The organism is Sulfurimonas xiamenensis (genome assembly GCF_009258045.1).
GTDB lineage: Bacteria > Campylobacterota > Campylobacteria > Campylobacterales > Sulfurimonadaceae > Sulfurimonas > Sulfurimonas xiamenensis.
The window spans coordinates 1,622,040-1,647,627 of sequence record NZ_CP041166.1 but is presented as its reverse complement, the minus strand read 5'-3'; the positions used below and the strand labels follow the sequence as shown (position 1 = coordinate 1,647,627).

The window sequence follows — 25,588 nt, the reverse complement described above, 5'->3', positions numbered from 1 at the left end:
TTAAAATTATTTATTTTCATTTTAAGTTTAGCAATATATAATGATATATAACAATACTGTATAAGGCATTACTATATATAGCAAATATATAAATTCCTATTTGATTAAAGGTGAAAGGATGAAGCAAGTCAAAATAAATGAAATATTAGTTCGAAATACTTTAATGTTAGAGGCTATTGGTGAGGGTGTATATGGGGTTGATAAAAACGGGGTATGTTTTTTTATCAATCAAAGTGCTTTAGAGATGCTAGAGTTCAATAAAGAAGAAATTTTATATAAACAACAACATGATATTTTTCACTATAGCAAATTTGACAAAAGTAGGTATTTAGAAGGTGAGTGTCCCATTTATAGTACTCTTAAAGATGGGAAAAAAAGAGTTTCTCAAGAGTGTTTTATAACAAAGAGCGGTAAGTTGTTTCCAGTTAGCCTTAATGTGGCGCCATTTAATGACAATGGTGTTGTAGTTGTCTTTAAGGATATTACGAAAGAGGTAGAGATTTTAGATAAATTGAATAAAAGAAATAGAGAACTTGACAAGCGAGCAATAACTGACGGACTTACAGGGCTTTATAATAGAAGATACTTTGATGAAAATTATGAAAAGGAGTTTAGCAGAGCTGTAAGAGGGCATCTTGATTTTGCTATCGGGATTTGCGATATAGACTATTTTAAAGCATATAACGACACTTACGGGCATCAAATGGGGGATGAAGTTATTCGTGCCGTTGCAGATATTTTGAAACAGAATTTTAGTAGGCAGATAGATATAGTAGCTAGATATGGAGGAGAAGAATTTGTCTTTGTTTTAAGTTTAATATCCAAAAATGACATGCTAAGATTGACGCAAAAGGTAAAAGAAAATATTGAATGTTTGCGTTTAGTACATGAAAAATCTGAAATATCGAAGTATGTAACAGTGAGTTTTGGTTTGGTTTGCGTAAGCGTAGGTGGAATATACTCTTCTGAAGAGCTTCTAAAAATGGCTGATAAGGCACTCTATGAAAGTAAAAATATGGGAAGAAACAGAATAACGCTTAAAGAAGTTTAAATCTTAGATAAGATAATCTCTTCTAGCTTTTCAAGCGGCGCGTTTGTGACATTTTCAAACTGGGTGCGGTTGAATGTCTGCTGTCTTTTTGCAAGCTGGGCTGTATGCATTGAGATGTTTTGGAGCATCTCATCTTTCGTTACTTTGCCATCAAGATACTCTAAAACTTCGACTATGCCTATGGAGCCCATGGAGTGCGGAAGTCTTGTGTATTTTTGCTCTAAGCGGCACACTTCATCGATAAGCCCGCTCTCATACATCTTCTTGGTGCGTTTTGTGATTCTCTCTCGCAGAATATCTCTTGAAACATCAATATTGTAAATAGGGAGATTCTCTATTATCGGTTTTGGAGGATTTTGTCTGAACCATTCACTTGGAGTGAGTTTTGAAGCCTCGTAAATAAGGAGTGCCTTCTCAATTCTGTATCTGTCGTTTGGCGCTATCTTACTCATATACTCTTCATCAATTTTATATAAAAAATCATAACAATCTTCAAGATTATTTAGCCTTTGTTCTACATGTAGAACTGTTTTTTTTGTTGTTTTAGGAATCTCTGAGAGACCGCTCATAAGAGACTTTAGATAAAAGGATGTTCCGCCGACTATGATGAGATTTTTTGCATCACTTTTACATGCTTCAAGCACCTCTTTGTAGAGATTGATGAAAATTTCCACGCTGAAATATTCATCGGGGTTAAGAAGATTTATGCCAAAGTGTTTTACCTCTTGAAGCTCTTTGGGTGATGGTTTTGCCGAAACGATGTCAATCTCTTTATAGATGCTGAGCGAATCTATGGAGAGGATACAGGCGTTGATTTTTTTTGCGATTTTTATCGCCAAATCACTTTTTCCCGATGCTGTCGGTCCGATAATGGCTAGTTGAGTCATTCTTTTTTTGCCTTGTTTTAAAATAAAATTATAGCCTATCGTTAATAAATCGTTAATATGAAATTAAAATACTGTTAATAACACTACCCTATACTTTTACTACAAAAAACAAAAGGAGTTCACAATGAACAAAAAAATTATAATGAGTTTAGGTTTGGCAGTGTTGCTGACATCTTCTTTGGCAGCCGCTCAGATGAATTATGATAAAAGCAAAGGCAGTTACGCAAAATCACAACAATCCAACATGAAACAAAATAGCCATAAAAATCCTCTTATAGCGCAGATAATGTCTCTTGATTTAAGTGATGAACAAAGAGATAAGATAAGAGCGATAATGATAGAAAATATGCAAAGCATGCCGAAAATCTCAAATGCTTTTAGTGACACAAATTTTGACAAAGAACTTTTTATTAAACTCTCAAAAGAGAAACAAGAGGGAAAAATTGAGAGAAAAGCTCAAATGATTGCTAGCGTGTATGCGGTTTTAACACCTGCTCAAAAAGCTGAGTTAAGAAAAATGATTGATCAGAAAATGGCGATGAGAATGGAATCATCTATGGGCGGTAAATCTAAAAATTCATGTAAATAGTGTAAAATTACCCACTACTACATGGATATGGATTATGATAAAAATTGCAATGATTGAAGATGATGCTGAGTTGGCGAATGTCCTAACTCAGTATCTCGCAAAATATAATATAGAAATTACAAACTACGAAGACCCTTTTTTGGCTTTGAGCGCTATAGCGTTGAATCCGTATGATTTGATTATTTTAGACTTGACTCTTCCTGGCATGGACGGGCTTGAAGTATGTAAAAAACTGCTTTTAAAACATAATATTCCCATCATCATATCAAGCGCAAGAAGCGATATAACTGACAAAGTGATAGCTTTAGAGCTTGGAGCTGATGACTATCTTCCAAAACCTTATGACCCGAGAGAGCTTGAAGTAAGAATAAAAACAATTCTTCGCAGATGCTCAAAAGAGCTGGAACTTTTAAAGCCTGAGGCAAAAAAAGAGATATTTATTTTAGATGAGAAAAAACAGGAGATTACAAAAGATGGAGAGTTTGTTAAATTTACTCCTGCTGAGTATGAGATAATGTCTTTGATGTGCAAACGAAAAGGTTTTGTTGTCTCAAGATACGACATTTTACAAAATTGCTCTTTATTAAACAGCTCTGAGGAGAGCGGCACTTTGGCGGTAATTATTAATAGAATCAGAACAAAAATTGAACAAGATCCTAAAAATCCCAAATACCTTTTAACGATAAGAGGCTCCGGCTATAAGTTAGTAAAATGAAAAAACACTCTATCCTTTTTACTATCAATGTCATCTTTTTAATCTCTTTGATTCTTATAAGTGCAAGTTTCGCACTGCATTATAATTTTAATAAGCAGAGAGAGAAGTATTTTAACCATAAAAGAGATATGGAGATTTCAAAATTTTTTATGCATCAGTATAGAAATGGCGGCCTTTCTGATGAGCTGCAGGAGTATATTCAAAGTTTAGGTTTTTCTATTGTTTTAAATCTTGATGAGATAAAAAGCATACTAAATACTAAAAATATAAAGAGCAGAGAAGTAAAATCAAACAAATTATTTAAAATCCGGCATTTGGAATTAAAGGATAGCTCCTTTGTGTTTATACAAACACCAAATGAGAAAATTATATTGACAGACAACAGCAGATCCTCTGATGATGAAAATACTATTTTTATTGCGTATATTTCAATCTTTTTAATATTTATTTTTTTATATTTATCAATAATAAATAAATTAAAGCCTTTAAAAATTTTAAAAGAGGGCGTCAAAGAGTTTGGAAATGAAAATTTTGATTTAAACTGCTTAACGTCAAACAAAGATGAGATATCTCAGCTGGCAAACGAGTTTCATATGTCAGCAAAAAAATTAAAAAAATTAAAAGAGTCAAGAAATGTATTTATCAGAAATATAATGCATGAGTTAAAAACGCCGATTACAAAAGGAAAATTTTTAACCCAGCTTCCCCAGACAGAAGAAAATATCGAGAGCATGCAGAAAGTTTTTTACAGGCTGGAGTCTTTGATAAATGAGTTTGCATCTATTGAGGAGCTGATTTCAACAAAAAAAGAGCTCGAAAAAAAATGGTATTTTTTAGAAGATATTGTAGATAACGCTATGGATCTTTTAATGTGCGGTGAAGATGAGGTGATAAAAGAGTTTGACAATATCAAGATATATGTTGATTTTAATATATTTTCAATAGCTCTAAAAAATCTGCTTGACAACGGAATAAAATACTCAAAAGATAAAAAGGTTGTGGTTAAAATGGATGCAAATAGATTAGTTTTTGAAAATGTTGGACAAAAACTATCTTATGAGTTAAAAAACTATTTTGAACCGTTTTTTAAGGATGATAATTCAAAACCGGCTCAAAGTTTCGGGCTTGGACTATATATAGTAAAGCATATACTTGATGCCCACTCATTAAATTTAAAGTATGAACATGAAAAAGGTATCAACAAATTTATAATCGAATTGCCCCTTTAGTTCATCTGTTATTACGAAAGTTTAAATCAACTTTGGGTAGAATCAAACAAAAACAATTCAAGGTTAAATTTGAAACGATATATCTCTAAACTCAAAGATTTTAATGAATTGGTAATGTTTGAGCACTCCATTTTTTCGCTCCCTTTTATATTTATCGCAATGATTGTAGCAGCTGATGGATGGTTTGGGTTTACTCTGTTGATATTAGGTGTATTTGCTGCTGTAAGTGCGAGAAATTTTGCAATGGGATTAAATAGATTTGCAGACAGAGATATAGATGCACTCAATCCCAGAACTGCATCGCGTCCGAATGTTGACGGAAGACTTGACCCTTTTAGCATTATAATTTTTACCGCAGTTAATGCTCTTGTCTTTATCGGCGTTGCATATATGATAAATCCGCTTGCATTTGCTCTTAGCTTTCCGATTTTATTTATTTTAGGAAGCTACTCGTACTTTAAAAGATTCTCCTCTTTGGCGCATATTGTTTTAGGCGTATCGCTTGGCCTCGCCCCTATTGCAGGTGTTGTGGCAGTAAGTGCTGAGATAACGCCTTGGTCTGTTATGCTTAGTTTGGGAGTTATATTTTGGGTTGCGGGCTTTGATCTGCTTTACTCTTTGCAGGATATGGATTTTGACAAAGAGAGAGGGCTTCACTCGATTCCTTCAAAATACGGTTCACAAACAACACTTTTGCTCTCACTCTTTTTTCATCTATTAACCATAGTTTTTTGGGCACTCTTTGTTTGGATTGCAGAGCTTGGTACATATGCATATACGGCAGTGCTTTTGAGTGCTGTAATGCTTGGATATGAACACTTTTTGGTTCGAAAAGATTTTACAAAGATAGATCGTGCTTTTTTTACTGTAAACGGTTATCTTGGCATTGTTTTTTTTATTTTAATTGTTTTAGACAAGGCAGTATAATGAGCTTTAGATTAATAAGCTCATTAAAGTGACTACATGGCAGATAGAAGACTTTTTACTTTAGTATCAATACTTATTGGCGTGAGTATTGTTTTAACATATAGTTTGTCTGTATATACAACTATACTTTTTGGGGTAAATGAGTTTCATTTTGCGTTGCGTCAGGCGATTTTTGGAATTTTCAGCATATTTGTCATTTGGCTTTTGGCTCAGGGAAATCCAGATAAACTATTAACACCTATCGGCTTTACACTTTTTATAGGTTCAACTGTCTTAATGATAGCCATGCCTTTTTTACCGGAGTATTTTGTATCTGCAGTTGGAGGAGCAAAAAGATGGATAAAAGTTTTTGGATTTTCGCTCGCTCCTGTTGAATTTTTTAAGATAGGGTTTGTCTATTTTTTGGCATGGAGTTTTTCAAGAAAATATAGAGATCATGATGGAATGGGAGTAAAAGATGAGTATATTCGATTTGCTCCATACGGGATTGTATTCATAGGAGCAATGTTTATTATAGCTTTTGTTCAAAATGATTTAGGGCAGGTTGTTGTACTTGGACTTACACTTCTTTTTATGCTTATGTTTGCCGGAAGCAGTTTTCGCTTTTTTTTGACACTTTTGATCGGCGCACTTATGTTTTTTATCTTTTTTATCTTTACCGCAGAGCATAGGATAATGCGTATAAAATCATGGTGGGCTTTTGCACAAAATACTGTTTTGGAAATTTTTCCCGAATCTATAGCGGCACAGCTTAGGGTGCCTACAGAGGTTGAACCGTATCAGATAGGACACTCCCTAAATGCTATTCACAACGGAGGACTGTTTGGTACTGGAATAGCAAACGGAACATTTAAATTGGGTTTTTTAAGCGAAGTTCATACCGATTTTGTTTTAGCGGGACTTGCCGAAGAGTTTGGATTTGTAGGTGTTTTGATTGTTACGATAATATTTTTATTGATGCTTTATAGAATTTTTAAGATTGCAAATAGAACAAAAGATTCAAGAATTTATCTCTTTAGTTTGGGAATCGGTCTTTTACTCTCTTTTGCATTTTTAGTTAACGCATATGGTATCAGCGGGATTACTCCTATCAAGGGAATCTCAGTTCCCTTTTTAAGCTATGGAGGATCCTCTGTTTTGGCCGCTTCTGTTGGAATCGGTATGGTTCTTATGGCATCTAAAAAAGCAAAGATGGACTAAAATGTACAGATGGAGAGATAGATGAAGTTTTGTATAACGGGCGGCGGAACAGGCGGACATCTTATGATAGCCGAAGCATTGGTTGAAGCTGCAGCGCAGGAGGGGCATGAGGCTGTTTTTATAGGCTCTACCAGCGGACAGGATAGAAAATATTTTGAATCACACAGCACCTTTAGTCATGTCTACTTTTTAGAAACTACGGGCGTGGTAAATCAAAAAGGTTTTGCTAAACTAAAGGCGCTTTGGCTGATATTGCGCGCTTTTTTTGCTTCAAGAAAAATACTTAAAAAACACAATATTCAGGCAACATACAGCGTGGGCGGTTTTTCTGCAGCTCCTGCATCATTTGCATCGCTTAGCAGATTTATACCTCTTTTTATTCATGAACAAAATGCTGTTGAGGGAAGATTGAACTCAATTTTAAAACCATTTAGCAAAAGATTTATTTCGGCATATGACGATAAATCACCTATTAAAGGCTATCCTGTAAAAGAGGAGTTTTTTAAAAAACAAAGAGTAAGAGAGAAGATAAAAACAGTTATTTTTTTAGGCGGTTCACAAGGAGCAAAGGCGATCAACGATCTGGCTTTAAGTGCAGCAAAAGAGCTTCAAAAAAGAGGGATAAAAATTATCCATCAAGCCGGAGAGAGAGATTATGAGAGAGTTAAAAAAGAGTATGAAGATTTAGGTGTAGATGTGGAACTTTATGCATTTACAAAAGAGATGCCTCTTCTTATGACAAAAGCAGATTTGGCAGTAAGCCGCTCAGGCGCAAGCACGCTTTGGGAGCTTTGTGCAAACGCTCTTCCTGCACTTTTTGTTCCATTTCCGTATGCAGCTTCTGATCATCAATACTATAATGCCAAATTTATAGTTGATAACGGTATGGGATGGTGCGAGCGGGAAGGCAGAGAGCTAAAAGAGAAACTCATAGAGCTTTTAGATGAGGATCTGCAGAGTAAAAGCAGAGCACTTTTAGAGCACTCAAGCACAGATGTGGCAAAAAAGATGATATTAGATGCATATAAGGCAGTAAATGGTTAGAGAACTTGCGCAAAATTTAGTAGATTTGATTTTTGAATGGGGGTACGTAGGAATTTTTTTACTTATGGGTGTTGAGAGCTCATTTATACCATTTCCCAGCGAGATAATTCTTATTCCTGCTGGTTATTTGGCATCAAAGGGTGATATGAGTATTGCTATGATTATGGCAAGCGCTTTGGGCGGTTCTATGCTTGGAGCTTTTATTAACTACTATTTGGCATTGATTCTTGGCAGAAAGATTCTTCGCAGATATGGAAAATACTTTTTTATAAAAGAGAATGCTCTTGAGAAAATGGATAACTATTTTGCTAAACATGGGCATATTTCTACTTTTATAGGAAGATTAGTTCCTGGGATTCGTCAGCTTATATCCATCCCTGCAGGTCTTGCTCATATGAATTTAGCCGTTTTTTCTATATATACGGCACTAGGTGCCGGTATTTGGGCGTTAATCCTTGTAATGCTTGGATACTTTATCGGTGAGAATCAAGAGTTGATTGATAGCTACTTAAAGCAGATAACTCTAATTGTTTTGATTGTTTTAGTTCTATTGGTATCATGGTATATTTATTATCAAAAAGGAAAGAAGGCTAAAAAATGAGTGTAAATTTAGGGTATATGTTTGAAGCAGGCTTTTTTGGAACGCGGGCTCCTTTTTTTATGGATCTTGTGACATTGATTGTTTCACTTCTTCCTTTTCTTGTAGTTGCTACAATCTCTTTTGCAAGAAATAGACATTATAAAACGCATGCATATCTTCAAATTTTTATATTTGCTTTTTCTGTAATAGTTCTTTCATATTTTGAATATGGAGTAAGAGCCGGTGGAGGTTTTGATGCATTTATGAAAGATAGTAGGGTGTCTTATGATTATGCTTTTATAGTATTGGTTTTTCATATTATTATTTCTATAATTACAATTATCTTTTGGGGGACAACTATCTTTAGATCCAAAAAGCTGTTACAATTAGGTAAGCATAGAAAAATGGGCTTGATAACATTTGTAGGGGTACTTCTTACTTCATTAACGGGGATTTGGGTCTATTTTTTAATGTTTGTATATTAAAAACACAGGAGTTGAAGATGAAATATACACTTAATTTTAGAATTTGGCATTGGTTAAATGCGGCAGTTATTCTTGGTTTACTTGGAACTGTTTTTTTAAGAAAAACATTTCTTAGCTACAAAACAAATGCTGAAATATTAGTTTCAAAACTTTCTGATATCGGAGTTGATATAACCATTGAGCAAGCAAAAACAATAGCAAAAGCGATTCGTGCTGGAATGTGGGAGTGGCATATCATATTGGGGTATGCGTTAGCATTTTTGATACTTTATAGAATCTATCTGTTTTTTAAAGATACAAGTAAAGTTGAGAGCTTTGGCTCATTAACACTTCATAAAAAAGCTGTAAAAATTTCATACTACGTTGTATATGCGACACTTTTGTTTATGGCTATAAGCGGTTTTGCTATACATTTTTATGAAGCTTTGGGTATGAGTAAAGAGTTTGCGGGCGGTATAAAAGATATACATGAACTTGTTTTTAATATTATTATGATTTTTGTTCCGCTTCATATTGCAGGCGTTTTCATAGCAGATATAAAAGATGAGCATGGTTTAATATCAACCATGGTAAATGGAAGAACAAAAGAAAATTTTTAAAATCAAGGGAGAAATGAGATGTTAGAAGTTGGAACTGCTGCTCCAGAGTTTTGTCTTCCAAATCAGGATGATGTAGAGATATGTTTAAGAGACTTAAAAGGCAAATGGATAGTTTTGTATTTTTATCCAAAAGACAATACTCCAGGCTGCACAACAGAGGCGTGTGATTTTAGCGACGCAGCGCCGGATTTTAGCACTCTTAATGCAATCGTGCTTGGAGTTAGTGCTGATAGTACTTTAAAACACCGTAATTTTATAGAAAAAAAAGATTTATCTATAACTCTGCTTAGTGATGAAGAGAAATCAATGCTGCAAGAGTACGGTGTTTGGCAGTTAAAGAAAAATTATGGCAAAGAGTATATGGGGATACTCCGCACTACTTTGATAATAGATCCAGAAGGAGTTGTAAAAGCTGTTTGGGAAAAGGTAAAAGTTAAAGATCATGCAAAAGAGGTTAAGAAAAAACTAGAAGAGCTCCAAAAATCTGACTAAATTTCAAAATTTTTATAAAAATTAAGTATATATTTTTCATGTGAAAATATATACTTATTAAACACTTTAGCTTTCATTTAAAATATCTTAAAAATTTATCTACTTATTTTACTTAGTTCTTTTGTATCTGTATTTATATTAAGCAAATGAAGCTATGTTTGAATATATTGAAATATTTTATAATCGACAAAGGTTACACTCTTTGAATAATTATATCTCACCCGTTGACTTTGAAAATCAGATGTTACAAAAAGAAATGGCTGGGCAATAGTTTGAATTATTTGCCTAGAATAGGGTTGACAGATTAGTGTACTGGATGCTATGGAAAAAGCCGGCATTCCTATTTTGTACATTGAAAGCGATTATAGTCCTTCCCAACAAGGACAGTTAAGTACAAGGATTGAAGCTTTTGTAGAATCGTTAAAGACTAGACGAAGAAATAAAAATAGATGATATTTTTAAGTAGTAGGATTTAATATAGATTTAAGAAACTATTAAATATATATGATTATACTTAGAGCGAATAATAGTGACAAAGAAAGGATTGTATGTTTAAAAAAAATATCTTGTTTATAAATGGCATACCAGATGATAGAAAAATGCTTATTCAAAAAATTGACAAAAATGGTCTAATTAAATGGCGAGGAAAAGGTGGTACAAATTTAAGTAATTTTCTTAAAAATGATTTATTTGACCAATATAATGTAGTCTTCGATTTAAAAGGTACACAAGAACTTCCTCGACAAATGATTCATGCGGTCTTTAATCAGATATCAGATGCGGATACGCATAAAAATGTACTTAAGAAAACGGATAGTTTTTATAAAACTGTTTCTAAGCATGTCCCTTTTTTTAATCCTCCTGCAAATGTTATGAATACTACCCGTGATAATGTTTATCGTTTGCTGCAAGGGGTTGATAAACTGCATGTTCCAAAAACAGTAAAAATCCAACCTAAATCACCATCTGATATTTATGATACAGTTGAAAAAGAACATTTTGAGTTTCCTGTGATTTTTAGACAGGCAGGAGATCATGGTGGTATAAGTACGGTAAGAGTTGATGATAAAACAGAACAATTTTATGCATTTCCCTTGGATGGAAGAGATTATTATTTGACACAATTTGTTGATTATTCGGATAATGCGGGTGTATATACTAAATATCGTCTTGTAGTAGTCGATGGTGAAGTGTATATACGCCATGTAATTTTTAGCGATAGCTGGGTTATCCATAGTAAAAGCAGAGAGTATATGGAGAAAAATAAAAAGTATCAGAGTCAAGAAGAAAAAATTTTAAAATCTTTTAATGTTGAAATAAAGCCAAAAATAAAAGATGTGATTAATGAAATGTATAAAAAATTAAAACTTGATTATTTTGGTGTTGATTGTTATATTGATAAAGATATGAACATACTGGTATTTGAAATTAATGCCAATATGAATATTCTTGTTAATAATGCAAAAGACAAGAATAACATATGGACTAAACAGATTGATATAATTAAAAATGCAATTATCGCAATGATAGAAAAAGCAAAAATATGAATTTTATGATTGAATCTGCTAAACAGAGTGAGTTAAAAGAGATTATTGCTGTGTTAAGACCATGGAATATGCACCATATTCCTTCAAGTGAAATGGAAATGATAGATTTCAATACTTTTTTTGTAGCAAAACTTGATGATAAAATTGTGGGTGTATCAGGATATAAAATATTATCTTGTGGTAGAGGAAAAACAACACTATTGGCAGTTTATCCTGAATTCCAAGGTTCAGGTATTGGGAAATTATTACAAGATAGACGACTTAAAGAAATGTATAAAGCTGGAGTCAAAAAAGTAATTACCAATGCGGATCGTCCAGATATTATTTTGTGGTACAAAAAACATTATGGCTATCGTGAAATCGGAAAATTAGCAAAACTGATCTCTTTTGGTTTAGATAAGATAAAGTACTGGACAACACTCGAACTGGATCTTGAGGTACATATGGCACAAAAAGAATTCAAAGATGCAAAAAAACAGCAGTATATATATGATAATGATCCAGTTCCGCTTTCACCTTATTCTCCGTTGATTATTAATGCATGTTTGACCGGAATGATACCTACAAAAACAAGTACAAAATATGTGCCTGTTAGTGTTGATGAAATTGTAAAAGATGCTATTGATGTTTATGATGCAGGAGCTAGAATCGTACATTTGCATGCCAGAGATGCGGATGGTATACCTACTTATGAAGCTCGGTATTATGAAGAGATGATCATTGCTATACGCCGTGAAAGGCCTGATCTTATTTGTTGTGTTTCTACTTCGGGAAGGAATGTTAAAGAGATAGAACAACGCTCAGAGGTACTGTATCTAACAGGTAAAGCAAAACCAGATATGGCAAGTCTAACATTGGGTTCTCTTAATTTTGCTACAGGTCCCAGTATGAATTCACTTGATATGATTCAGCAGTTGGCCATGATAATGAAAGAGAAAGGGATCAAACCTGAAATGGAAGTATTTGATTCTGGTATGATTAATGTAGCTAAATACCTTGAACGTCATGGGATTATCAGTGGTAATAAATATTTCAATATTTTACTAGGGAACATTAATACAGCTCCCGCAACAATAGGAGATCTAGCGCATCTTTTAAATGCATTGCCTAAAGATTCTATTTGGGCAGCTACTGGTCTTGGTGGATTTCAATTACCTATGAATACAGCAGCTATTATAGCTGGAGGACATGTGAGAGTAGGCTTAGAAGATTCGATTTATTATGACTATAAACAAAATACACTGGCAACAAATACAAATTTAATCAAGCGCATTGTCCGTATAGCCAATGAATTACAAAGAGAAATTGCGACAGGAAGCGAAGTTAGAAATATATTGGGTGTATCAAAAGGAGTTTTATGATGAAAAAAAATATTTTATTTATAAATGGTGTTCCAGATGATCAAAGAGCATTTGTTTATGAGATTGATAAAAATGGTGTTTATAAATGGCAAAGCATTGGTAGTTCAAATATAGGTAGTTTTCTTAAAAATGATCTGTTTAATCGATCTTCTATCCTTCTTGATACTACAGAAGATCAGGAACTTCCACGAATAATGGTCTCTGCAATTTTCAATGAAATATCAGATGCTGATACACATAAGATAACACTTAAGAAAGCAGATGACTTCTATAAATCAATTTCAGACAAAGTCCCTTTTTTTAATCCTCCTGCAAATGTTATGAATACTACCCGTGATAATATTTATCGCTTGCTGCAAGGGGTTGATAAACTGCATGTTCCAAAAACAGTAAAAATCCAACCTAAATCACCATCTGATATTTATGATACAGTTGAAAAAGAACATTTTGAGTTTCCTGTGATTTTTAGACAGGCAGGAGATCATGGTGGTATAAGTACGGTAAGAGTTGATGATAAAACAGAACAATTTTATGCATTTCCCTTGGATGGAAGAGATTATTATTTGACACAATTTGTTGATTATTCGGATAATGCGGGTGTATATACTAAATATCGTCTTGTAGTAGTCGATGGTGAAGTGTATATACGCCATGTAATTTTTAGCGATAGCTGGGTTATCCATAGTAAAAGCAGAGAGTATATGGAGAAAAATAAAAAGTATCAGAGTCAAGAAGAAAAAATTTTAAAATCTTTTAATGTTGAAATAAAGCCAAAAATAAAAGATGTGATTAATGAAATGTATAAAAAATTAAAACTTGATTATTTTGGTGTTGATTGTTATATTGATAAAGATATGAACATACTGGTATTTGAAATTAATGCCAGTATGGGCATTCTTCTTCAAACTAAGGGTTATATCTTTAAAGATTGTATTGAAACAATTCGTCAGGCATTGATCAAAATGATATTAGAAAAAAACAGCTCTAAAGATTTCTTGCGCAATAATGTAACAGTATAGATATTACAGAAAAAAAGTGGTTAGTCATCTTTCAAGCTATATAGCTTGAAAGAATGAGATTTAGAATTTATAGCTTAGGCCTATATTTACTGTATCAATAGAAATATCAAGATCATACGTGTTATAGTCATAACCACCATCGACATATGAATCACCTTCATCTTTGCATAATCTTACATAATCTATAAACAAAGAAGTATTTTCTGCAATGCTATAAGATGCACCAATACCCCATTGGAATACATTTTCATCTAGGAGATTTTCGTCATTATACCACTCATCATCTATAGAAACATTTCCATAACCCAGTAAAGCATAAACGCTAAAAGTTTCTGTTACCGGATACATAGGTTTGATATAGATACCCCAAGCACTCCAGTCTCCATCGCTCCAGTCACCAGTATAGTCAAGCTCTCCATTTATATATCTTGTATAAGTTGACTCTTGTGAGTCTATTGCACCCCAATATCTTCCTTCTATAGCAATATATTGGTTGAACTGATAACCAGCTTGAAGCATATAAGCATTATTATCATAGTTATATGAATCATAGTAATTATAATCATTACCTTCTGTATACCCATAATTACGATGCATATTCATATCTCTTTTTACCATACTATATGCACCACCAATATAAAAGCCACTTTCTGAAGCTGACGCTCCAACTGTCGGCTTTATATCTTCACTTGCTACTGCAAATGTACTTAACGCCAAAACCGTTGCTATTGAAAGTGTGAAGTTTTTCATAACTATTCCTTTTTTTTAATATTCATCATTCTAATATTGTATGACTTTAAATAATCTTAATAAAATTAAAAAGTTATGATTTGATTTTAGAACATTAATCTTTAAAACTATAAAAAGCTTAACTTAAATATTTTTTGAGTATAATTCGCGGATTTTTCTTTTGCTAATATGCTCATGAAAATATTAACAGGTATGTGTCAAAAAATCAGTGCAACTCCTTTTTTAGGGAATAATTGTTCGACATTGCCGAAGCCAACTGATAAAAATTCTGGCTGAAAAATGCCCTTAAAGGACCTTAAATGGTAACTATGAAAGACCTATTAGAATGTGGTGTACACTTCGGACACCAAACTCGTCGTTGGAACCCGAAAATGAAAAAATATATCTTCGGTGTTCGTAAAAATATCTATATTATAGATTTACAAAAAACACTTCGTTACTTCCGTAACACTTACCAAATCGTTGTTGATGCAGCAGCTGAAGGTAAAACTGTTCTTTTTGTTGGAACAAAAAAACAAGCTCGCCAATCAGTAAGAGATGCAGCTATCGCATGTGGTATGCCGTATGTTGATAACAGATGGTTAGGCGGTATGCTTACAAACTTTCCAACTATTCAAAAATCTATTCGTAAACTTGACATTATTTCAGAGATGCAAGAAAACGGTCAAATTAATCTTTTAACTAAAAAAGAAGCTTTAATGCTTACTCGTCAAAAAGAGAAACTAGAAGTATATTTCGGCGGTATCCGCGATATGAAAAAACTTCCTGATATGCTTTTTGTTGTAGATGCTGTAAAAGAGCATATTGCTGTTTTAGAAGCTCGCTGTTTAGGTATTCCTGTGGTTGCTCCACTTGATACTAACTGTGACCCGGATCTAATCACTTACCCAATTCCAGGAAATGATGATGCTATCCGTTCTATCCAACTTTTCTGTCGTGAAATGACTGAAGCTATTAATGAAGGTAAAGCATTAAGAGACGGCGGAAGTGATGAAGCTGAGCAAGAAGCAGCACAGGAAGCTGTTGCTGAAACTGAAGAAACTACAACAGAGGAAGCGTAATTATGGAAGTTACAGCAGCAATGGTAAAAGAGTTGCGTCAAGCAACTGATGCACCAATGATGGATTGTAAAAAAGTTTTAGTTGAAGCTAATGGTGATATGGCAAAAGCTACTGAGCTATTAAAAGAGAGAGGAATCGCAAAAGCAGCTAAAAAAGCTGACAGAGTTGCAGCTGAAGGTCTTGTAGGCTTTAAAATTGCTGATGATTTTTCTCAAGCAACAATAGTTGAAATTAACTCTGAGACAGATTTCGTTGCTCAAAACGAAGGTTTCCAAAACCTAGTTCTTAAAACAACAGAGGAGATCTACTCGAATTCTCCTTCTGATGTAGAGAGCCTAAAAGAAACATCTTTTGGTTCATACTTCTCTGAGAGTGTTGCAAAAATCGGTGAAAAAATCGACATCCGCCGTTTTGCTACTCTTAAAGCTGATGATGAGACTGTTGCATTAAACGGTTATATTCACTCAAACAATCGTATTGCAGTTATAGTTTTAGCAAAATGCGACAGTAAAAAAACAGCTGATGGCATGAGACCAATACTTAAAAATATTGCTATGCATGCATCTGCAATGAAGCCAAAAACACTTTCATATAAAGATTTTGATTCTGAATTTGTTGAGAGTGAAACAAAAGGTAGAATTGAAGCGCTTAAAAAAGAGAATGAAGAGCTTGCTCGTTTGAAAAAGCCTCTTAAAAACATTCCTGAGTTTATCTCTATGATGCAGCTTACTGATGAGGTTTTAGCACAAGCTGAAGCTGATATCAAAGCAGCTCTTAAAGAGCAAAACAAACCTGAAGCTATCTGGGATAAAATTATTCCTGGACAATTGGCTCGTTTTATAGATGACAATACAACTTTAGATAAAGAGTTGGCGCTTCTTGACCAAACATATGTTCTAGACGACAAAAAAACTGTTGCACAGGCTGTTGAAGATGCTGCAAAAGGGCTTGGTGGAACTGCTGAGATCGTTGATTTTGTTCGTTTTGAAGTTGGTGAAGGAATCGAGAAAAAAGTTGACGACTTCGCTGCAGAAGTTGCTGCTCAAATGGGTTAAGGAATCTCTCCTTACCCATCTACACCACATAATCTTTCTTATAAAAAATAATCAAATATAATAGTTAATAAATTAAAATGATATAATTTTTTCAGATAAACCTTAAAGGTGAAATTTGAGTAAAAATAGAATCATTGTGATAGGCGGCGGATATGCCGGACTACGCATAGTCGAAAAATTAGCGAAAAATTCTCAAAACAAGATAATTCTTTTTGATAAAAATCCATATCATTTTATGCAGACTGATGTCTATGACTTAATTGCAAATGAGGAAGATTTTGCACAGGTTACAGTTGATCTTTTTACCTTTTGCAGTGGTTTTGACGATAATGTAACCTTCTTAAAACAAGAGGTTGGCAGTGTAGATTTTAAAAATAAAAAAGTAATAACCTCTTTACAAAGACATGAATATGATTATCTTGTTATTGCAGTGGGCTCGCGCACAAAGTTTATATCTAGTGTTAAAGGCTTGGATACATATGCTCATGGAGTAAAAGCACTTCATAAAGCTATGTTTTTTAAACAAAAGTTTGAGATGTCTCTCTTTACAAAAGTTCAAGAGAGCGGAACCAGTTGTACTCCGATAAATATCGTTGTAGCAGGTGCAGGACTTAGCGGCGTAGAGATTGCAGCGCAGATGGCATCATTCTCTAGAGATTTTTATAGAAAAAATAATTTTATATGCAGAAAACTAAATATAGTTCTTATAAATTCAAGAGAGCATGTACTGCCTGGACTTCATAAAAAACTTTTTGATAAGACAGAAAAAAGATTAAAAAAGTTGGGAGTGATTATAAAAAATCAGACAAAGGTGTCAGAGGTAAAACAGGAGAGTGTAACTCTAAGTTCCACAGAGGTACTTTCTATGGATTTTATAATATTTGCAGGCGGTATCGAACCAAACGCTTTGGTATACAAACTTCATTTAGATAAAAATGAGACGGGGTATATATCTACTAACAGATATCTCCAAACACAAAATTATGCTAATGTTTTTGCTATCGGCGATTGCACCACAATTTATAACAAAGATAAAATTGTAGCGCCTACGGCAGATACAGCAGAACAAATGGCAGAGTTGTGCGCAAAAAATATAGATAATTTAATAAACAGCAAGCCACTCATAGAGCATAATATAAAATCGCGTGGTATTTTAGTCGCACTTGGAAGAGGGTATGCGGTAGCCAAACTTTTTGGATTTTATTTTAGCGGATATCCAGCTTATATTATAAAAAAATTGGTTGAGAAAATTTATGCAAAAAGATTAGACACACGCTCAAAAAAAGGGTGCAAAAAGATATTTTGTGATTAAATTGGCTATAATCGCTTTATGAATTTACTATCTGCAAAAAATTTATCACACAGTTTTGATTATGAACTTTTCTCACACATATCACTTGATCTGCAAGAGAGAGAATCTATCGCTATTATAGGCATAAGCGGCAGCGGAAAATCAACTCTGCTCAATATTCTCTCAACTCTTTTAAAGCCTGAGCAAGGAAGTGTTTCTTTATTTGGTGAAGAAATCTCTGAAATGAGTAAAAAAAGATTATCACAGATAAAAAGAGATGACCTTGGACTTGTTTTTCAGTCCCACTATCTTTTTAAAGGTTTTACCTCTTTGGAAAATTTAGAAGTTGCTGCAATTTTATCAAATCAGAGTGTAGATGAAGAGCTTTTAAAAAGATTACAAATAGATAAAACGCTAGAACAAAAGGTGACTGAGTTATCAGGCGGTCAACAGCAAAGAGTTTCAATTGCAAGAGTTTTGACAAAGCAGCCTCGCATACTTTTTGTTGATGAGCCGACTGGCAATTTAGATAAAATAACAGCAAATGAAGTAATGGAAATATTTTTTGAATATATAAAAAAACATGATGCAGGCATGATTCTTGTTACTCATGATGAAGATATTGCCCATAGATGTGATAAAGTTTATAAACTTATCAATAAAGAATTAGTCCAACTCAGTTGATTTTTAAATAAAATTTTCAAGGTAAAATGGCTGGGAATCTTTAGAGAAGTTTTTTAGTTTATTTTTGATACAATAATATTAAGAGAGCTTTCAAAGGGAATGTTAATGAAAATATTACTGTTAAACAATAATTCTGTTGTTGATAAGCTAGTGACTTTGGGAGTTCAAAAAACTTTAGATGAATTAAAAAAAACAGATAATATAGAAGAAGTAGAGTTTGAAAGCTGCGATCTTTTGATAGTTGATGATACTTTATGCAGTAAAGAAAACATTGAAAAAATTAACAATAAAATAGAATTTACAAAATCATTATATATGTACTCAAAAGAGGCAAAAGCAGTAGAAGGATTTGATAAAACTTTAAAAAAACCATTTTTGCCAATTGATCTAATAGATACATTAAAGTCTATAGCCAAAGAGATAGAGAGTGAAAAACATCATCAAATTGATGATGCTGAAGAGATAGAGGATTTAAAAAATTTAAATGAATATTTAGATTTTGAATATGATGAGGAAGAATCTGATTTAGAAAATTTTGATGATGAATTTAATAATGAAGTTTATCAATTTGAAAATTTAGAGCTTTCTGAGGAGATCTCGGGGGGTATTTTTGATAAAAATGAGGTTCAAAAGATACAAAATCTTCTAAATGAAACTGAAACAGAATATAATGAAGAAAATTTAGAAGCTCAAATACAGAGTGCAGTGCAAGAGTTAAGCCAGAAAGAGTTAGATAGCGAGGTAGATGACTACCTGTTACTGGATTTTGATTCTTTAGCAGAGAAAGATTTAAAATTTATTTCAGGCAATAATAAAAAAAATGCAAAATTTAATAAAAATATTTCAGAATTTTCAGAAGATATGAATAATAGCGGGGTTAAGGCTCTTAAAAAATTACTAAAGGCTCTTTCAAATGAAGATGTAGCAGCTTCACTAAAAGGGATGAAAATAAATATAAATATAACATTAGGTGACAAGTCGTGAATCATAAAACAGGTGCAATTTTGGTTTTATCAGGACCAAGCGGAGCTGGAAAGAGCTCTTTGCTTAATGAGATAATAGATGATATAGGTGAGTGTTATTTTTCTATATCTACAACAACGCGCCCCATAAGAGAGGGTGAGATCGATGGCATTCATTACCATTTTGTAGATGAAGAAGAGTTTACAAAAGATATAGAAGAGGAGCTTTTTTTAGAGTATGCTTTTGTGCATGGCAACTATTACGGAACATCTATTAAGCCTGTAAAAGAGGCTTTAAAAAAAGGAAAGCTGGTAATATTTGACATAGATGTACAGGGCAATGCAACTATTATAAATAGACTTGGCGATATAACAACTTCGGTATTTATTTCTCCTCCGACGCTTTCTGAGTTAAAAAAGCGTCTTGAAGCGCGTTCAACAGATTCGCAGGATGTAATTGAGCGTCGTATAGATATGGCAAAAAGAGAAATACAAAGAATAAGCGAGTATGACTTTTTGATTGTAAATGACAATTTTAAAGAAGCTGCCGATACATTAAGAGTTATTGCAAATGCAGCAAGAGTAAAAATTCCTGGCAATGAGATAAATGATTTTGTTAGAGAGTGGGAAGATATATAACAATAATAAAATAATATAGCGATGATAAGAGAAGTTACAGCAAATTTGGTTATAATTTTGGACTTAATTTTATAAAAGGAATAGATATGGGAATGCCTGGTGGACAAGAACTGTTAATAATCTTAGCAATTGTGGTTTTACTCTTTGGAGCAAAAAAGATACCTGAATTAGCAAAAGGTCTTGGTAAAGGGATTAAAAATTTTAAAGCTGAGATGAAGAATGATGATGAAGAAGAAGAGATAAAAACGGCATCAGCTGAGACTCCTAAAAAAGTAGAATCTGAAAAAGAGACTACTTCAAAAGAAGCTCCAAAAACTACAGAACAAGCGTAACTTTTGAAACAACGAGTGTCGGCGCTTTTGCGCGAAAAGTTTGGTCGTGAAGTTGTTTTGGAGAAGCCTCGTGACCGCTCTTTTGGTCATTTTGCTACACCTATAGCTTTTTCTATGGCAAAAGAGCTTCGAGAATCTCCTATGAAAATTGCTGAAGAGTTAGCTGCCTCATTTGATGCATCTGATATATTCAGCAATGTTGCCTCCATAAAGGGGTACCTCAATTTTCATCTTAGTGAAAATTTTTTAAATGAGTATGCTTCATGGGCGCTCGAAAATCCATCAGAATTTGCAAAGCAGGATAAAAAAGAAAAAATTCTTTTAGAATTTGTAAGCGCAAATCCAACAGGACCATTGCATATCGGGCATGCAAGAGGTGCAGTGTATGGGGACACTCTTTATAGATTGGCTAAACATCTGGGATATGATATAACGGCTGAATATTATGTAAATGATGCCGGAAATCAGATAGATTTGCTAGGTCTTTCTATTCAGCTTTATGGGCGTGAAAATATACTTAAAGAGAGTGTAGAGTATCCAGAGAGCTATTATAGGGGTGATTATTTAGCTCCTTTGGCGCGTGATGCAATGAAAGTATTTGGCAATGAGATTTTTCATGATGAATCCCGCCAAAAAGAGCTTGCACTTTGGGCAAAAGACGGTGTTATGGAGTTGATAAAAAATGATTTGGCTGATGCTAATATCTTTTTTGATACTTTTGTTTATGAATCAACTCTTTATGATGATTGGGACAGAGTCATGGCAAAAATGGGCGAAGGCATCTATAAAAAAGATGATAAAGTTTTTATAGCCTCTTCTCAAAAAGATGATGATGCTGACAGAGTAGTTGTTCGCGAAGATGGTCGTCCTACTTATTTGGCAGGCGATATTGTTTATCATAATCAGAAGTTTGAACGCGGATATGATCACTATATAAATATTTGGGGTGCTGATCATCACGGATATATCGCAAGAGTAAAAGCTGCTGTTGAATTTTTAGGCTACGACAGCTCTAAACTTGAAGTGCAGCTTTCTCAGATGGTAAGTCTGCTAAAAGACGGTGAGCCGTACAAAATGAGCAAGCGTGCGGGTAATGTTATACTTATGAGTGATATCGTGGAAGAGATAGGTGCGGATGCACTTAGATTTATCTTTGCTTCTAAAAGAAGTGATACTGCTTTAGAGTTTGATTTATCTGAGTTTAAAAAACAAGACAGTTCAAATCCGATTTTTTATATTCAGTATGCGCATGCAAGAATAAAAACTATTATTTCAAAAAGCAATTTTAGCGAAGATGAAATTATGTCAGCAAGTCTGAAAGATTTAGACGAAGCTGCTGATATTTTAATGTTTGACGCGCTGCTTTTACCGGAAATTATTGATGACGCGTTTAGTTCGAGACAGGTTCAAAAACTTCCTGAGTATCTAAAAGCTCTTGCTGCATCATTGCATAAGTTTTATTATGATTGCAGAATTATTGGAACGGAAAATGAAGCAAAACTTCTTAAACTTTTAATGCTGGTTGGCTTGTCACTAAGAACAGGTCTCTCTTTGATGGGTATAAAAGCGAAAGATTATATGACAAAAGAAGAGGATTAAAATCTAATATTTGGATAGAGTTTTAATACTTGATTTAATTGCGACTTTGTAATTTGTATTAAAATAGGATTTTTATCTTTATCTAGCCAGGATACTATTTTTTCAATATTCTCTAAAGTCATAGATGTGCATCCAGCAGTGGGTGCATCTTTTGATTTTTCAATATGTAAAAATATACAAGAACCTCTATTTTTAATATGCTTCTTATTGTATCCTACAACTACCCCTAATTTATATTGAGTGTCATCTCTTCTCATCTCCTCATAACTTTTTGGTTTAGTTTTTGGTTTTTGAATGATTTGATTGTAAAATTCTGAATCGGAATCATCAACGCAGATTAAATCTTTGGTCGCATGCAAATAAGGCATTTTCGTTTTTAAATCTTTTTGATAGCCAAATACTGAATCAAGAGTAAATATTCCGATAGGTGCTTTTTTATCGCCTTCATATTTTAGAGGCTCTTTTTCATCCTGAGTCAATCCTTTTTTCTCAACTCCCCACCCTAAACCATTCTTGCCAATATTAACTTCAAAAGAGTCAAAAACCACTACGCCGTCTTCAAAACAGGTTAGTGTAGCTTTTTTGGAATGATGGTTATCACCGACAACCAAAATTATCTGTTCACCGGCATAAACAAACATTTGACAAATTATAATAATTAAGAAACTTTTTACCATAAAGTATGTTACTATTACTAAAATATGAAGCAGATTAATTTTTTAGAGATGGAAAAAAGTTTATGAGTATTAATATAAGAAAAGCTACTAATGATGATGCACCTTTTTTAGCACAGATGATTTTGCAGAGTACTAGAGCTGATAAAAAAATCGGAATTTATGATCTGATTTTTAAAACTACAAAAGATGAAGAAGTTTTAAATTATTTAGAAAAATTAGTAAATACTACAGCAAAAAGTGGTTGTCATTTTACTAATTTTTTAATTGCAGAGATTGATGGCAAAAGTGTAGGTTCTCTCTGTACTTATGAGCCAAGAATCGCAACAAGAGAGGTTTTTTTAGAAGCTCTTAGTGAAATTGGTATTGATGGTGAAGATAGTGAATATCTAGGTTTGATGGATATTTGCGGATTTGCTCTAAACACTAGAACATTGATTTTTGACTATATGGAAGAGCTGGAAGGTTTTATGGATGTTGGTATTTTAAAAGCACTTATGCATAAAAGTTTACTTGCTGCAAGGTTAAAAGGGTATCGCATCGCACAAACAATAGTTGAAATAGGTTCATTAGAAACTCTTCTGTACTACAAAAAACTTGGTTTTAAAGAGGTCAAAGAGAGAAAATGCGAATTATACAAAGAAATTTTTGGTAGACCGGGTCTGATTTTATTGTCTATTGAATTTTGATTGGGCTAACATAGAAATATCATCACTCTCTCTTCTTCCTTCTCTATTTGCTATCGCTTTAGCGCTCTATACTAGAAATGTTATGTTATCGCTTTTTGGCGGAATAGTATTGGGTACTTTTATATTACATGATTTTTCTTTTATTTTATCAATAGAATCTATTTTTTTACTATTTACATCTTTATTATCACAAGACTGGATATTGAAAACCTTAGCTTTTGCCATTTTGGTGGGAAGCATAATGGCATTGATTGAAAAATCCGGAGGAGTTAACGGCTTTGTAGATTTTATGCTGCATAAAATTGTATTAATAAATTCACCGCGTTCAGCTTTACTTTTAAGTTATGTGGTTGGTATTATTATTTTTGTCGAGTCATCCATAACAGCTCTTATTTCAGGAGCTGTTGGTAAACCACTTTGCCATAAATACAAGATACCGAGTGCAAAATTGGCTTTTGTGTGTGATTCAACATCCGCTCCTGTTTGCTCTTTGATTGTTTTAAACGGTTGGGGCGCGCTTTTGCTTGGACTTATTGCTACACAGATATCGCTTGGTATTATAAACGGTGAAGCGGTGGATGTTTTGATAAACTCCATTTTATACAATTTTTACTCTATGACAGCGCTTGTTGTCACATTTTTAGCTATATGGTTCAATATAGATATAGGCGCTATGAAAAATGCAAAGTATACTCCTAAAAAAACAGAAGTACTAAGTAGCAACAGCGCAAGTATGTCTTATATGCTTTTACCGCTTGTATTGATGATATTTTTTCTTTTTATCTTTTTGTATATAACAGGCAAAGGCGATATTTTAAAAGGGAGCGGCTCATCTTCTATATTTTACACTATGGCTGCTACTCTTGCTTTTACCTTTTTTTATTATGTCGGCACAAAAAATATGAATATAAAAATATGGGGTACAACAGCTTTAAAAGGGGCGATAAAATTAATGCCCATCGCTTTGATTCTTCTGTTTGCTTTTGGAATAGGTGAAATTACTGTAGAGTTGAAAACAGGGCACTATTTGGCTTCATTGGCTAGTGAAAATTTGAGTATTTATCTTTTGGCAGGAGTGATATTTTTAATAAGTTCTCTTATCTCTTTTGCAACCGGAACAAGCTGGGGAACATTCAGCATTATGATTCCGGTAGCAGTTCCTATGGCAGCGGCAATGGATGCAAATATTGCACTTTGTATCGGAGCCGTAATATCAGGTGGAATTTTTGGTGATCACTGTTCGCCGATTTCAGATACTACAATCATATCTTCAATGGCAAGTGATTGTGAAGTTATAGAACATGTGCGTACGCAGATGCCCTATGCATTAATCAGCGGAGCAATCTCTTTTGTTCTCTTTATAGTTTTTAGCCTTATTTAAATGCCCAAAATTGTGTTGATTGAATAACGCATATCATCATCGAGATTTTCCATATTTGTAAGCATCCATCTTAGATATCCCGCATCGCTTAATGCTACTTCTTGAAGAGTTTTGCCTTTATATTTTCCAAAATTAAATGATTTTATTAAAATAGGAGTTGCAGTTAAATCAACCATTTTCTCAACCGGATTTTCACCTGGAAATTGATTTAAAATAATTTCTTTTAATTTACTTAAAAACAGTTTTAAAACTAAAACATCGCCGATAGCATCGTGAGCTTTTATCTTTATGCCCAAAGTGTCTGCTTCTTTTTGTTCCTCTTTATACAGTTCCATTTTATAACGAAAATATTGAAGTCTATGGGCTTCTTCATCTGGAAAAATGTGTTTTGCGACTCTTAGCGTGTCTATAACTTTCATTTGAGTTTTAAAACCCTCTTTTTCAAGCATCCCTATATCAAAAGGAGCATTGTGAATAATTAAATAATTTTCTGGGGTGTTGAGCTCTAAAAGTCTTTTGTATGAAATACTCTCTTTACATGCAGTTTTGCCTTCAATCATCTCAGGAGTGATTCCGTGAACTTCCATAGCGGCGAAATTAATCGGAACATTAGAGCTGAAAAATTCATTATGAATTTCAATTTCTTTTGAACCTAAAACCATATATCCCAATTGTATAATTCTGTCGAAATCTCCAGTTCCCGTTGTTTCTGTATCTAAAATAATATATTTTTTTATCAAATTTTT

The 25,588-nt window shown here is 33.4% G+C and carries 29 protein-coding genes and 1 pseudogene; 26 read left to right on the top strand and 4 right to left on the bottom strand.

The features are described 5' to 3' along the window. Positions 1-118: 118 nt before the first annotated feature. A complete protein-coding gene (locus tag FJR47_RS08335) occupies positions 119-1,051 on the top strand; it encodes a diguanylate cyclase (protein WP_152299980.1) in 933 nt (310 codons plus the stop codon). Here the strand turns inward: FJR47_RS08335 and miaA are convergent. Beyond that, complete coding sequence (gene miaA, locus FJR47_RS08330) at positions 1,048-1,938, bottom strand: tRNA (adenosine(37)-N6)-dimethylallyltransferase MiaA (protein WP_152299979.1); 891 nt, start codon at positions 1,936-1,938, stop codon at positions 1,048-1,050. The genes FJR47_RS08335 and miaA overlap by 4 nt on opposite strands. A 124-nt stretch (positions 1,939-2,062) precedes the next feature. On the opposite strand from miaA, the gene FJR47_RS08325 reads away from it, so the two are divergent. The 15 genes and pseudogenes from FJR47_RS08325 to FJR47_RS08255 all read left to right on the top strand — a co-directional run bounded on the left by FJR47_RS08325 (position 2,063) and on the right by FJR47_RS08255 (position 13,725). Beyond that, the gene (locus FJR47_RS08325) at positions 2,063-2,527 is read left to right on the top strand and encodes a Spy/CpxP family protein refolding chaperone (protein WP_152299978.1); all 465 of its coding nucleotides are present in this window, start codon (positions 2,063-2,065) and stop codon (positions 2,525-2,527) included. A 34-nt stretch (positions 2,528-2,561) separates the two neighbouring features. Then, positions 2,562-3,242 (top strand): response regulator transcription factor, encoded by a 681-nt coding sequence (locus tag FJR47_RS08320; RefSeq protein WP_152299977.1) that lies wholly within the window; start codon positions 2,562-2,564, stop codon positions 3,240-3,242. Beyond that, positions 3,239-4,471, top strand: coding sequence for an ArsS family sensor histidine kinase (locus FJR47_RS08315; RefSeq protein WP_152299976.1), 1,233 nt, complete (start codon positions 3,239-3,241; stop codon positions 4,469-4,471). Before FJR47_RS08320 ends, FJR47_RS08315 begins: the two co-directional genes overlap by 4 nt. A 69-nt stretch (positions 4,472-4,540) precedes the next feature. Continuing rightward, the gene (gene mqnP, locus FJR47_RS08310) at positions 4,541-5,398 is read left to right on the top strand and encodes a menaquinone biosynthesis prenyltransferase MqnP (RefSeq protein ID WP_152299975.1); all 858 of its coding nucleotides are present in this window, start codon (positions 4,541-4,543) and stop codon (positions 5,396-5,398) included. Between the two features lie 36 nt (positions 5,399-5,434). After that, the gene (locus FJR47_RS08305; RefSeq protein WP_152299974.1) at positions 5,435-6,598 is read left to right on the top strand and encodes an FtsW/RodA/SpoVE family cell cycle protein; all 1,164 of its coding nucleotides are present in this window, start codon (positions 5,435-5,437) and stop codon (positions 6,596-6,598) included. A 21-nt stretch (positions 6,599-6,619) separates the two neighbouring features. Continuing rightward, on the top strand, positions 6,620-7,642 hold the full coding sequence (gene murG / locus FJR47_RS08300; protein ID WP_152299973.1) for an undecaprenyldiphospho-muramoylpentapeptide beta-N-acetylglucosaminyltransferase: 1,023 nt from the start codon (positions 6,620-6,622) through the stop codon (positions 7,640-7,642). Beyond that, positions 7,635-8,243 (top strand): DedA family protein, encoded by a 609-nt coding sequence (locus FJR47_RS08295; protein WP_152299972.1) that lies wholly within the window; start codon positions 7,635-7,637, stop codon positions 8,241-8,243. Before murG ends, FJR47_RS08295 begins: the two co-directional genes overlap by 8 nt. After that, entirely contained in the window at positions 8,240-8,707 is a 468-nt protein-coding gene (locus FJR47_RS08290) for a DUF420 domain-containing protein (RefSeq protein ID WP_152299971.1), read from the top strand. Before FJR47_RS08295 ends, FJR47_RS08290 begins: the two co-directional genes overlap by 4 nt. Positions 8,708-8,724: 17 nt before the next feature. Beyond that, positions 8,725-9,306 carry a cytochrome b/b6 domain-containing protein gene (locus FJR47_RS08285; RefSeq protein ID WP_152299970.1) on the top strand — a complete coding sequence of 194 codons (582 nt, stop codon included), beginning with the start codon at positions 8,725-8,727 and terminating at the stop codon, positions 9,304-9,306. 18 nt (positions 9,307-9,324) lie between these two features. Beyond that, on the top strand, positions 9,325-9,798 hold the full coding sequence (gene bcp, locus FJR47_RS08280; RefSeq protein ID WP_152299969.1) for a thioredoxin-dependent thiol peroxidase: 474 nt from the start codon (positions 9,325-9,327) through the stop codon (positions 9,796-9,798). A gap of 142 nt (positions 9,799-9,940) precedes the next feature. Continuing rightward, a pseudogene (locus FJR47_RS08275) lies at positions 9,941-10,069 on the top strand (IS3 family transposase); the annotation flags it as partial. 50 nt (positions 10,070-10,119) lie between these two features. Next, positions 10,120-10,251: a 2-hydroxyacyl-CoA dehydratase gene (locus FJR47_RS08270; protein WP_152299968.1), complete on the top strand. Its 132-nt coding sequence runs from the start codon at positions 10,120-10,122 to the stop codon at positions 10,249-10,251. A gap of 95 nt (positions 10,252-10,346) precedes the next feature. After that, a complete protein-coding gene (locus FJR47_RS08265; protein ID WP_152299967.1) occupies positions 10,347-11,345 on the top strand; it encodes an ATP-grasp domain-containing protein in 999 nt (332 codons plus the stop codon). Further along, on the top strand, positions 11,342-12,706 hold the full coding sequence (locus FJR47_RS08260) for a GNAT family N-acetyltransferase (RefSeq protein WP_152299966.1): 1,365 nt from the start codon (positions 11,342-11,344) through the stop codon (positions 12,704-12,706). The genes FJR47_RS08265 and FJR47_RS08260 overlap by 4 nt, the downstream gene beginning before the upstream one ends. Next, complete coding sequence (locus FJR47_RS08255) at positions 12,706-13,725, top strand: ATP-grasp domain-containing protein (RefSeq protein ID WP_188093717.1); 1,020 nt, start codon at positions 12,706-12,708, stop codon at positions 13,723-13,725. Before FJR47_RS08260 ends, FJR47_RS08255 begins: the two co-directional genes overlap by 1 nt. Before the next feature lie 60 nt (positions 13,726-13,785). Here the strand turns inward: FJR47_RS08255 and FJR47_RS08250 are convergent, their stop codons facing one another. Then, positions 13,786-14,475, bottom strand: a complete 690-nt coding sequence (locus tag FJR47_RS08250) for an outer membrane protein (protein ID WP_152299964.1) — start codon at positions 14,473-14,475, stop codon at positions 13,786-13,788. A 299-nt stretch (positions 14,476-14,774) separates the two neighbouring features. Between FJR47_RS08250 and rpsB the strand changes: the two genes are divergently transcribed. The 8 genes from rpsB (at position 14,775) to argS (ending at position 22,098) form a co-directional block, all read left to right on the top strand. Continuing rightward, positions 14,775-15,536 (top strand): 30S ribosomal protein S2, encoded by a 762-nt coding sequence (gene rpsB / locus FJR47_RS08245; RefSeq protein WP_152299963.1) that lies wholly within the window; start codon positions 14,775-14,777, stop codon positions 15,534-15,536. A gap of 2 nt (positions 15,537-15,538) precedes the next feature. Further along, positions 15,539-16,591: a translation elongation factor Ts gene (gene tsf / locus FJR47_RS08240; protein WP_188093716.1), complete on the top strand. Its 1,053-nt coding sequence runs from the start codon at positions 15,539-15,541 to the stop codon at positions 16,589-16,591. 115 nt (positions 16,592-16,706) lie between these two features. Continuing rightward, positions 16,707-17,903 (top strand): NAD(P)/FAD-dependent oxidoreductase, encoded by a 1,197-nt coding sequence (locus FJR47_RS08235; protein ID WP_152299961.1) that lies wholly within the window; start codon positions 16,707-16,709, stop codon positions 17,901-17,903. Between the two features lie 18 nt (positions 17,904-17,921). Further along, positions 17,922-18,566 carry an ABC transporter ATP-binding protein gene (locus FJR47_RS08230; protein WP_152299960.1) on the top strand — a complete coding sequence of 215 codons (645 nt, stop codon included), beginning with the start codon at positions 17,922-17,924 and terminating at the stop codon, positions 18,564-18,566. A gap of 105 nt (positions 18,567-18,671) precedes the next feature. Then, positions 18,672-19,550 carry a hypothetical protein gene (locus FJR47_RS08225; protein WP_152299959.1) on the top strand — a complete coding sequence of 293 codons (879 nt, stop codon included), beginning with the start codon at positions 18,672-18,674 and terminating at the stop codon, positions 19,548-19,550. Next, positions 19,547-20,167, top strand: a complete 621-nt coding sequence (gmk, locus tag FJR47_RS08220; RefSeq protein WP_152299958.1) for a guanylate kinase — start codon at positions 19,547-19,549, stop codon at positions 20,165-20,167. Before FJR47_RS08225 ends, gmk begins: the two co-directional genes overlap by 4 nt. A gap of 86 nt (positions 20,168-20,253) precedes the next feature. Further along, positions 20,254-20,499, top strand: a complete 246-nt coding sequence (locus tag FJR47_RS08215) for a Sec-independent protein translocase subunit TatA/TatB (RefSeq protein WP_152299957.1) — start codon at positions 20,254-20,256, stop codon at positions 20,497-20,499. Between the two features lie 3 nt (positions 20,500-20,502). After that, positions 20,503-22,098, top strand: coding sequence for an arginine--tRNA ligase (argS, locus tag FJR47_RS08210; RefSeq protein ID WP_152299956.1), 1,596 nt, complete (start codon positions 20,503-20,505; stop codon positions 22,096-22,098). Here the strand turns inward: argS and FJR47_RS08205 are convergent. Beyond that, complete coding sequence (locus FJR47_RS08205; RefSeq protein ID WP_152299955.1) at positions 22,095-22,775, bottom strand: L,D-transpeptidase family protein; 681 nt, start codon at positions 22,773-22,775, stop codon at positions 22,095-22,097. The genes argS and FJR47_RS08205 overlap by 4 nt on opposite strands. Positions 22,776-22,837: 62 nt before the next feature. Here FJR47_RS08205 and FJR47_RS08200 point away from each other — a divergent pair, with 62 nt between their 5' ends. Continuing rightward, entirely contained in the window at positions 22,838-23,461 is a 624-nt protein-coding gene (locus tag FJR47_RS08200) for an acyl-CoA acyltransferase (protein WP_152299954.1), read from the top strand. Continuing rightward, positions 23,451-24,842 carry a Na+/H+ antiporter NhaC family protein gene (locus FJR47_RS08195; RefSeq protein WP_241855396.1) on the top strand — a complete coding sequence of 464 codons (1,392 nt, stop codon included), beginning with the start codon at positions 23,451-23,453 and terminating at the stop codon, positions 24,840-24,842. Before FJR47_RS08200 ends, FJR47_RS08195 begins: the two co-directional genes overlap by 11 nt. Here the strand turns inward: FJR47_RS08195 and FJR47_RS08190 are convergent. Next, positions 24,839-25,582: an exonuclease domain-containing protein gene (locus FJR47_RS08190; protein ID WP_152299953.1), complete on the bottom strand. Its 744-nt coding sequence runs from the start codon at positions 25,580-25,582 to the stop codon at positions 24,839-24,841. The genes FJR47_RS08195 and FJR47_RS08190 overlap by 4 nt on opposite strands. Positions 25,583-25,588 lie beyond the last annotated feature (6 nt).

Excerpts from the sequence above, each read along its gene's own strand:
- FJR47_RS08335 (WP_152299980.1), top strand. The coding sequence starts at position 119 with ATGAAGCAAGTCAAAATAAATGAAATATTAGTTCGAAATACTTTAATG.
- miaA (WP_152299979.1), bottom strand. The coding sequence starts at position 1,938 with ATGACTCAACTAGCCATTATCGGACCGACAGCATCGGGAAAAAGTGAT.
- FJR47_RS08325 (WP_152299978.1), top strand. The coding sequence starts at position 2,063 with ATGAACAAAAAAATTATAATGAGTTTAGGTTTGGCAGTGTTGCTGACA.
- FJR47_RS08320 (WP_152299977.1), top strand. The coding sequence starts at position 2,562 with ATGATAAAAATTGCAATGATTGAAGATGATGCTGAGTTGGCGAATGTC.
- FJR47_RS08315 (WP_152299976.1), top strand. The coding sequence starts at position 3,239 with ATGAAAAAACACTCTATCCTTTTTACTATCAATGTCATCTTTTTAATC.
- FJR47_RS08305 (WP_152299974.1), top strand. The coding sequence starts at position 5,435 with ATGGCAGATAGAAGACTTTTTACTTTAGTATCAATACTTATTGGCGTG.
- murG (WP_152299973.1), top strand. The coding sequence starts at position 6,620 with ATGAAGTTTTGTATAACGGGCGGCGGAACAGGCGGACATCTTATGATA.
- FJR47_RS08295 (WP_152299972.1), top strand. The coding sequence starts at position 7,635 with ATGGTTAGAGAACTTGCGCAAAATTTAGTAGATTTGATTTTTGAATGG.
- FJR47_RS08290 (WP_152299971.1), top strand. The coding sequence starts at position 8,240 with ATGAGTGTAAATTTAGGGTATATGTTTGAAGCAGGCTTTTTTGGAACG.
- FJR47_RS08285 (WP_152299970.1), top strand. The coding sequence starts at position 8,725 with ATGAAATATACACTTAATTTTAGAATTTGGCATTGGTTAAATGCGGCA.
- bcp (WP_152299969.1), top strand. The coding sequence starts at position 9,325 with ATGTTAGAAGTTGGAACTGCTGCTCCAGAGTTTTGTCTTCCAAATCAG.
- FJR47_RS08270 (WP_152299968.1), top strand. The coding sequence starts at position 10,120 with ATGGAAAAAGCCGGCATTCCTATTTTGTACATTGAAAGCGATTATAGT.
- FJR47_RS08265 (WP_152299967.1), top strand. The coding sequence starts at position 10,347 with ATGTTTAAAAAAAATATCTTGTTTATAAATGGCATACCAGATGATAGA.
- FJR47_RS08260 (WP_152299966.1), top strand. The coding sequence starts at position 11,342 with ATGAATTTTATGATTGAATCTGCTAAACAGAGTGAGTTAAAAGAGATT.
- FJR47_RS08255 (WP_188093717.1), top strand. The coding sequence starts at position 12,706 with ATGAAAAAAAATATTTTATTTATAAATGGTGTTCCAGATGATCAAAGA.
- FJR47_RS08250 (WP_152299964.1), bottom strand. The coding sequence starts at position 14,475 with ATGAAAAACTTCACACTTTCAATAGCAACGGTTTTGGCGTTAAGTACA.
- rpsB (WP_152299963.1), top strand. The coding sequence starts at position 14,775 with ATGGTAACTATGAAAGACCTATTAGAATGTGGTGTACACTTCGGACAC.
- tsf (WP_188093716.1), top strand. The coding sequence starts at position 15,539 with ATGGAAGTTACAGCAGCAATGGTAAAAGAGTTGCGTCAAGCAACTGAT.
- FJR47_RS08230 (WP_152299960.1), top strand. The coding sequence starts at position 17,922 with ATGAATTTACTATCTGCAAAAAATTTATCACACAGTTTTGATTATGAA.
- FJR47_RS08225 (WP_152299959.1), top strand. The coding sequence starts at position 18,672 with ATGAAAATATTACTGTTAAACAATAATTCTGTTGTTGATAAGCTAGTG.
- FJR47_RS08215 (WP_152299957.1), top strand. The coding sequence starts at position 20,254 with ATGGGAATGCCTGGTGGACAAGAACTGTTAATAATCTTAGCAATTGTG.
- FJR47_RS08205 (WP_152299955.1), bottom strand. The coding sequence starts at position 22,775 with ATGGTAAAAAGTTTCTTAATTATTATAATTTGTCAAATGTTTGTTTAT.
- FJR47_RS08200 (WP_152299954.1), top strand. The coding sequence starts at position 22,838 with ATGAGTATTAATATAAGAAAAGCTACTAATGATGATGCACCTTTTTTA.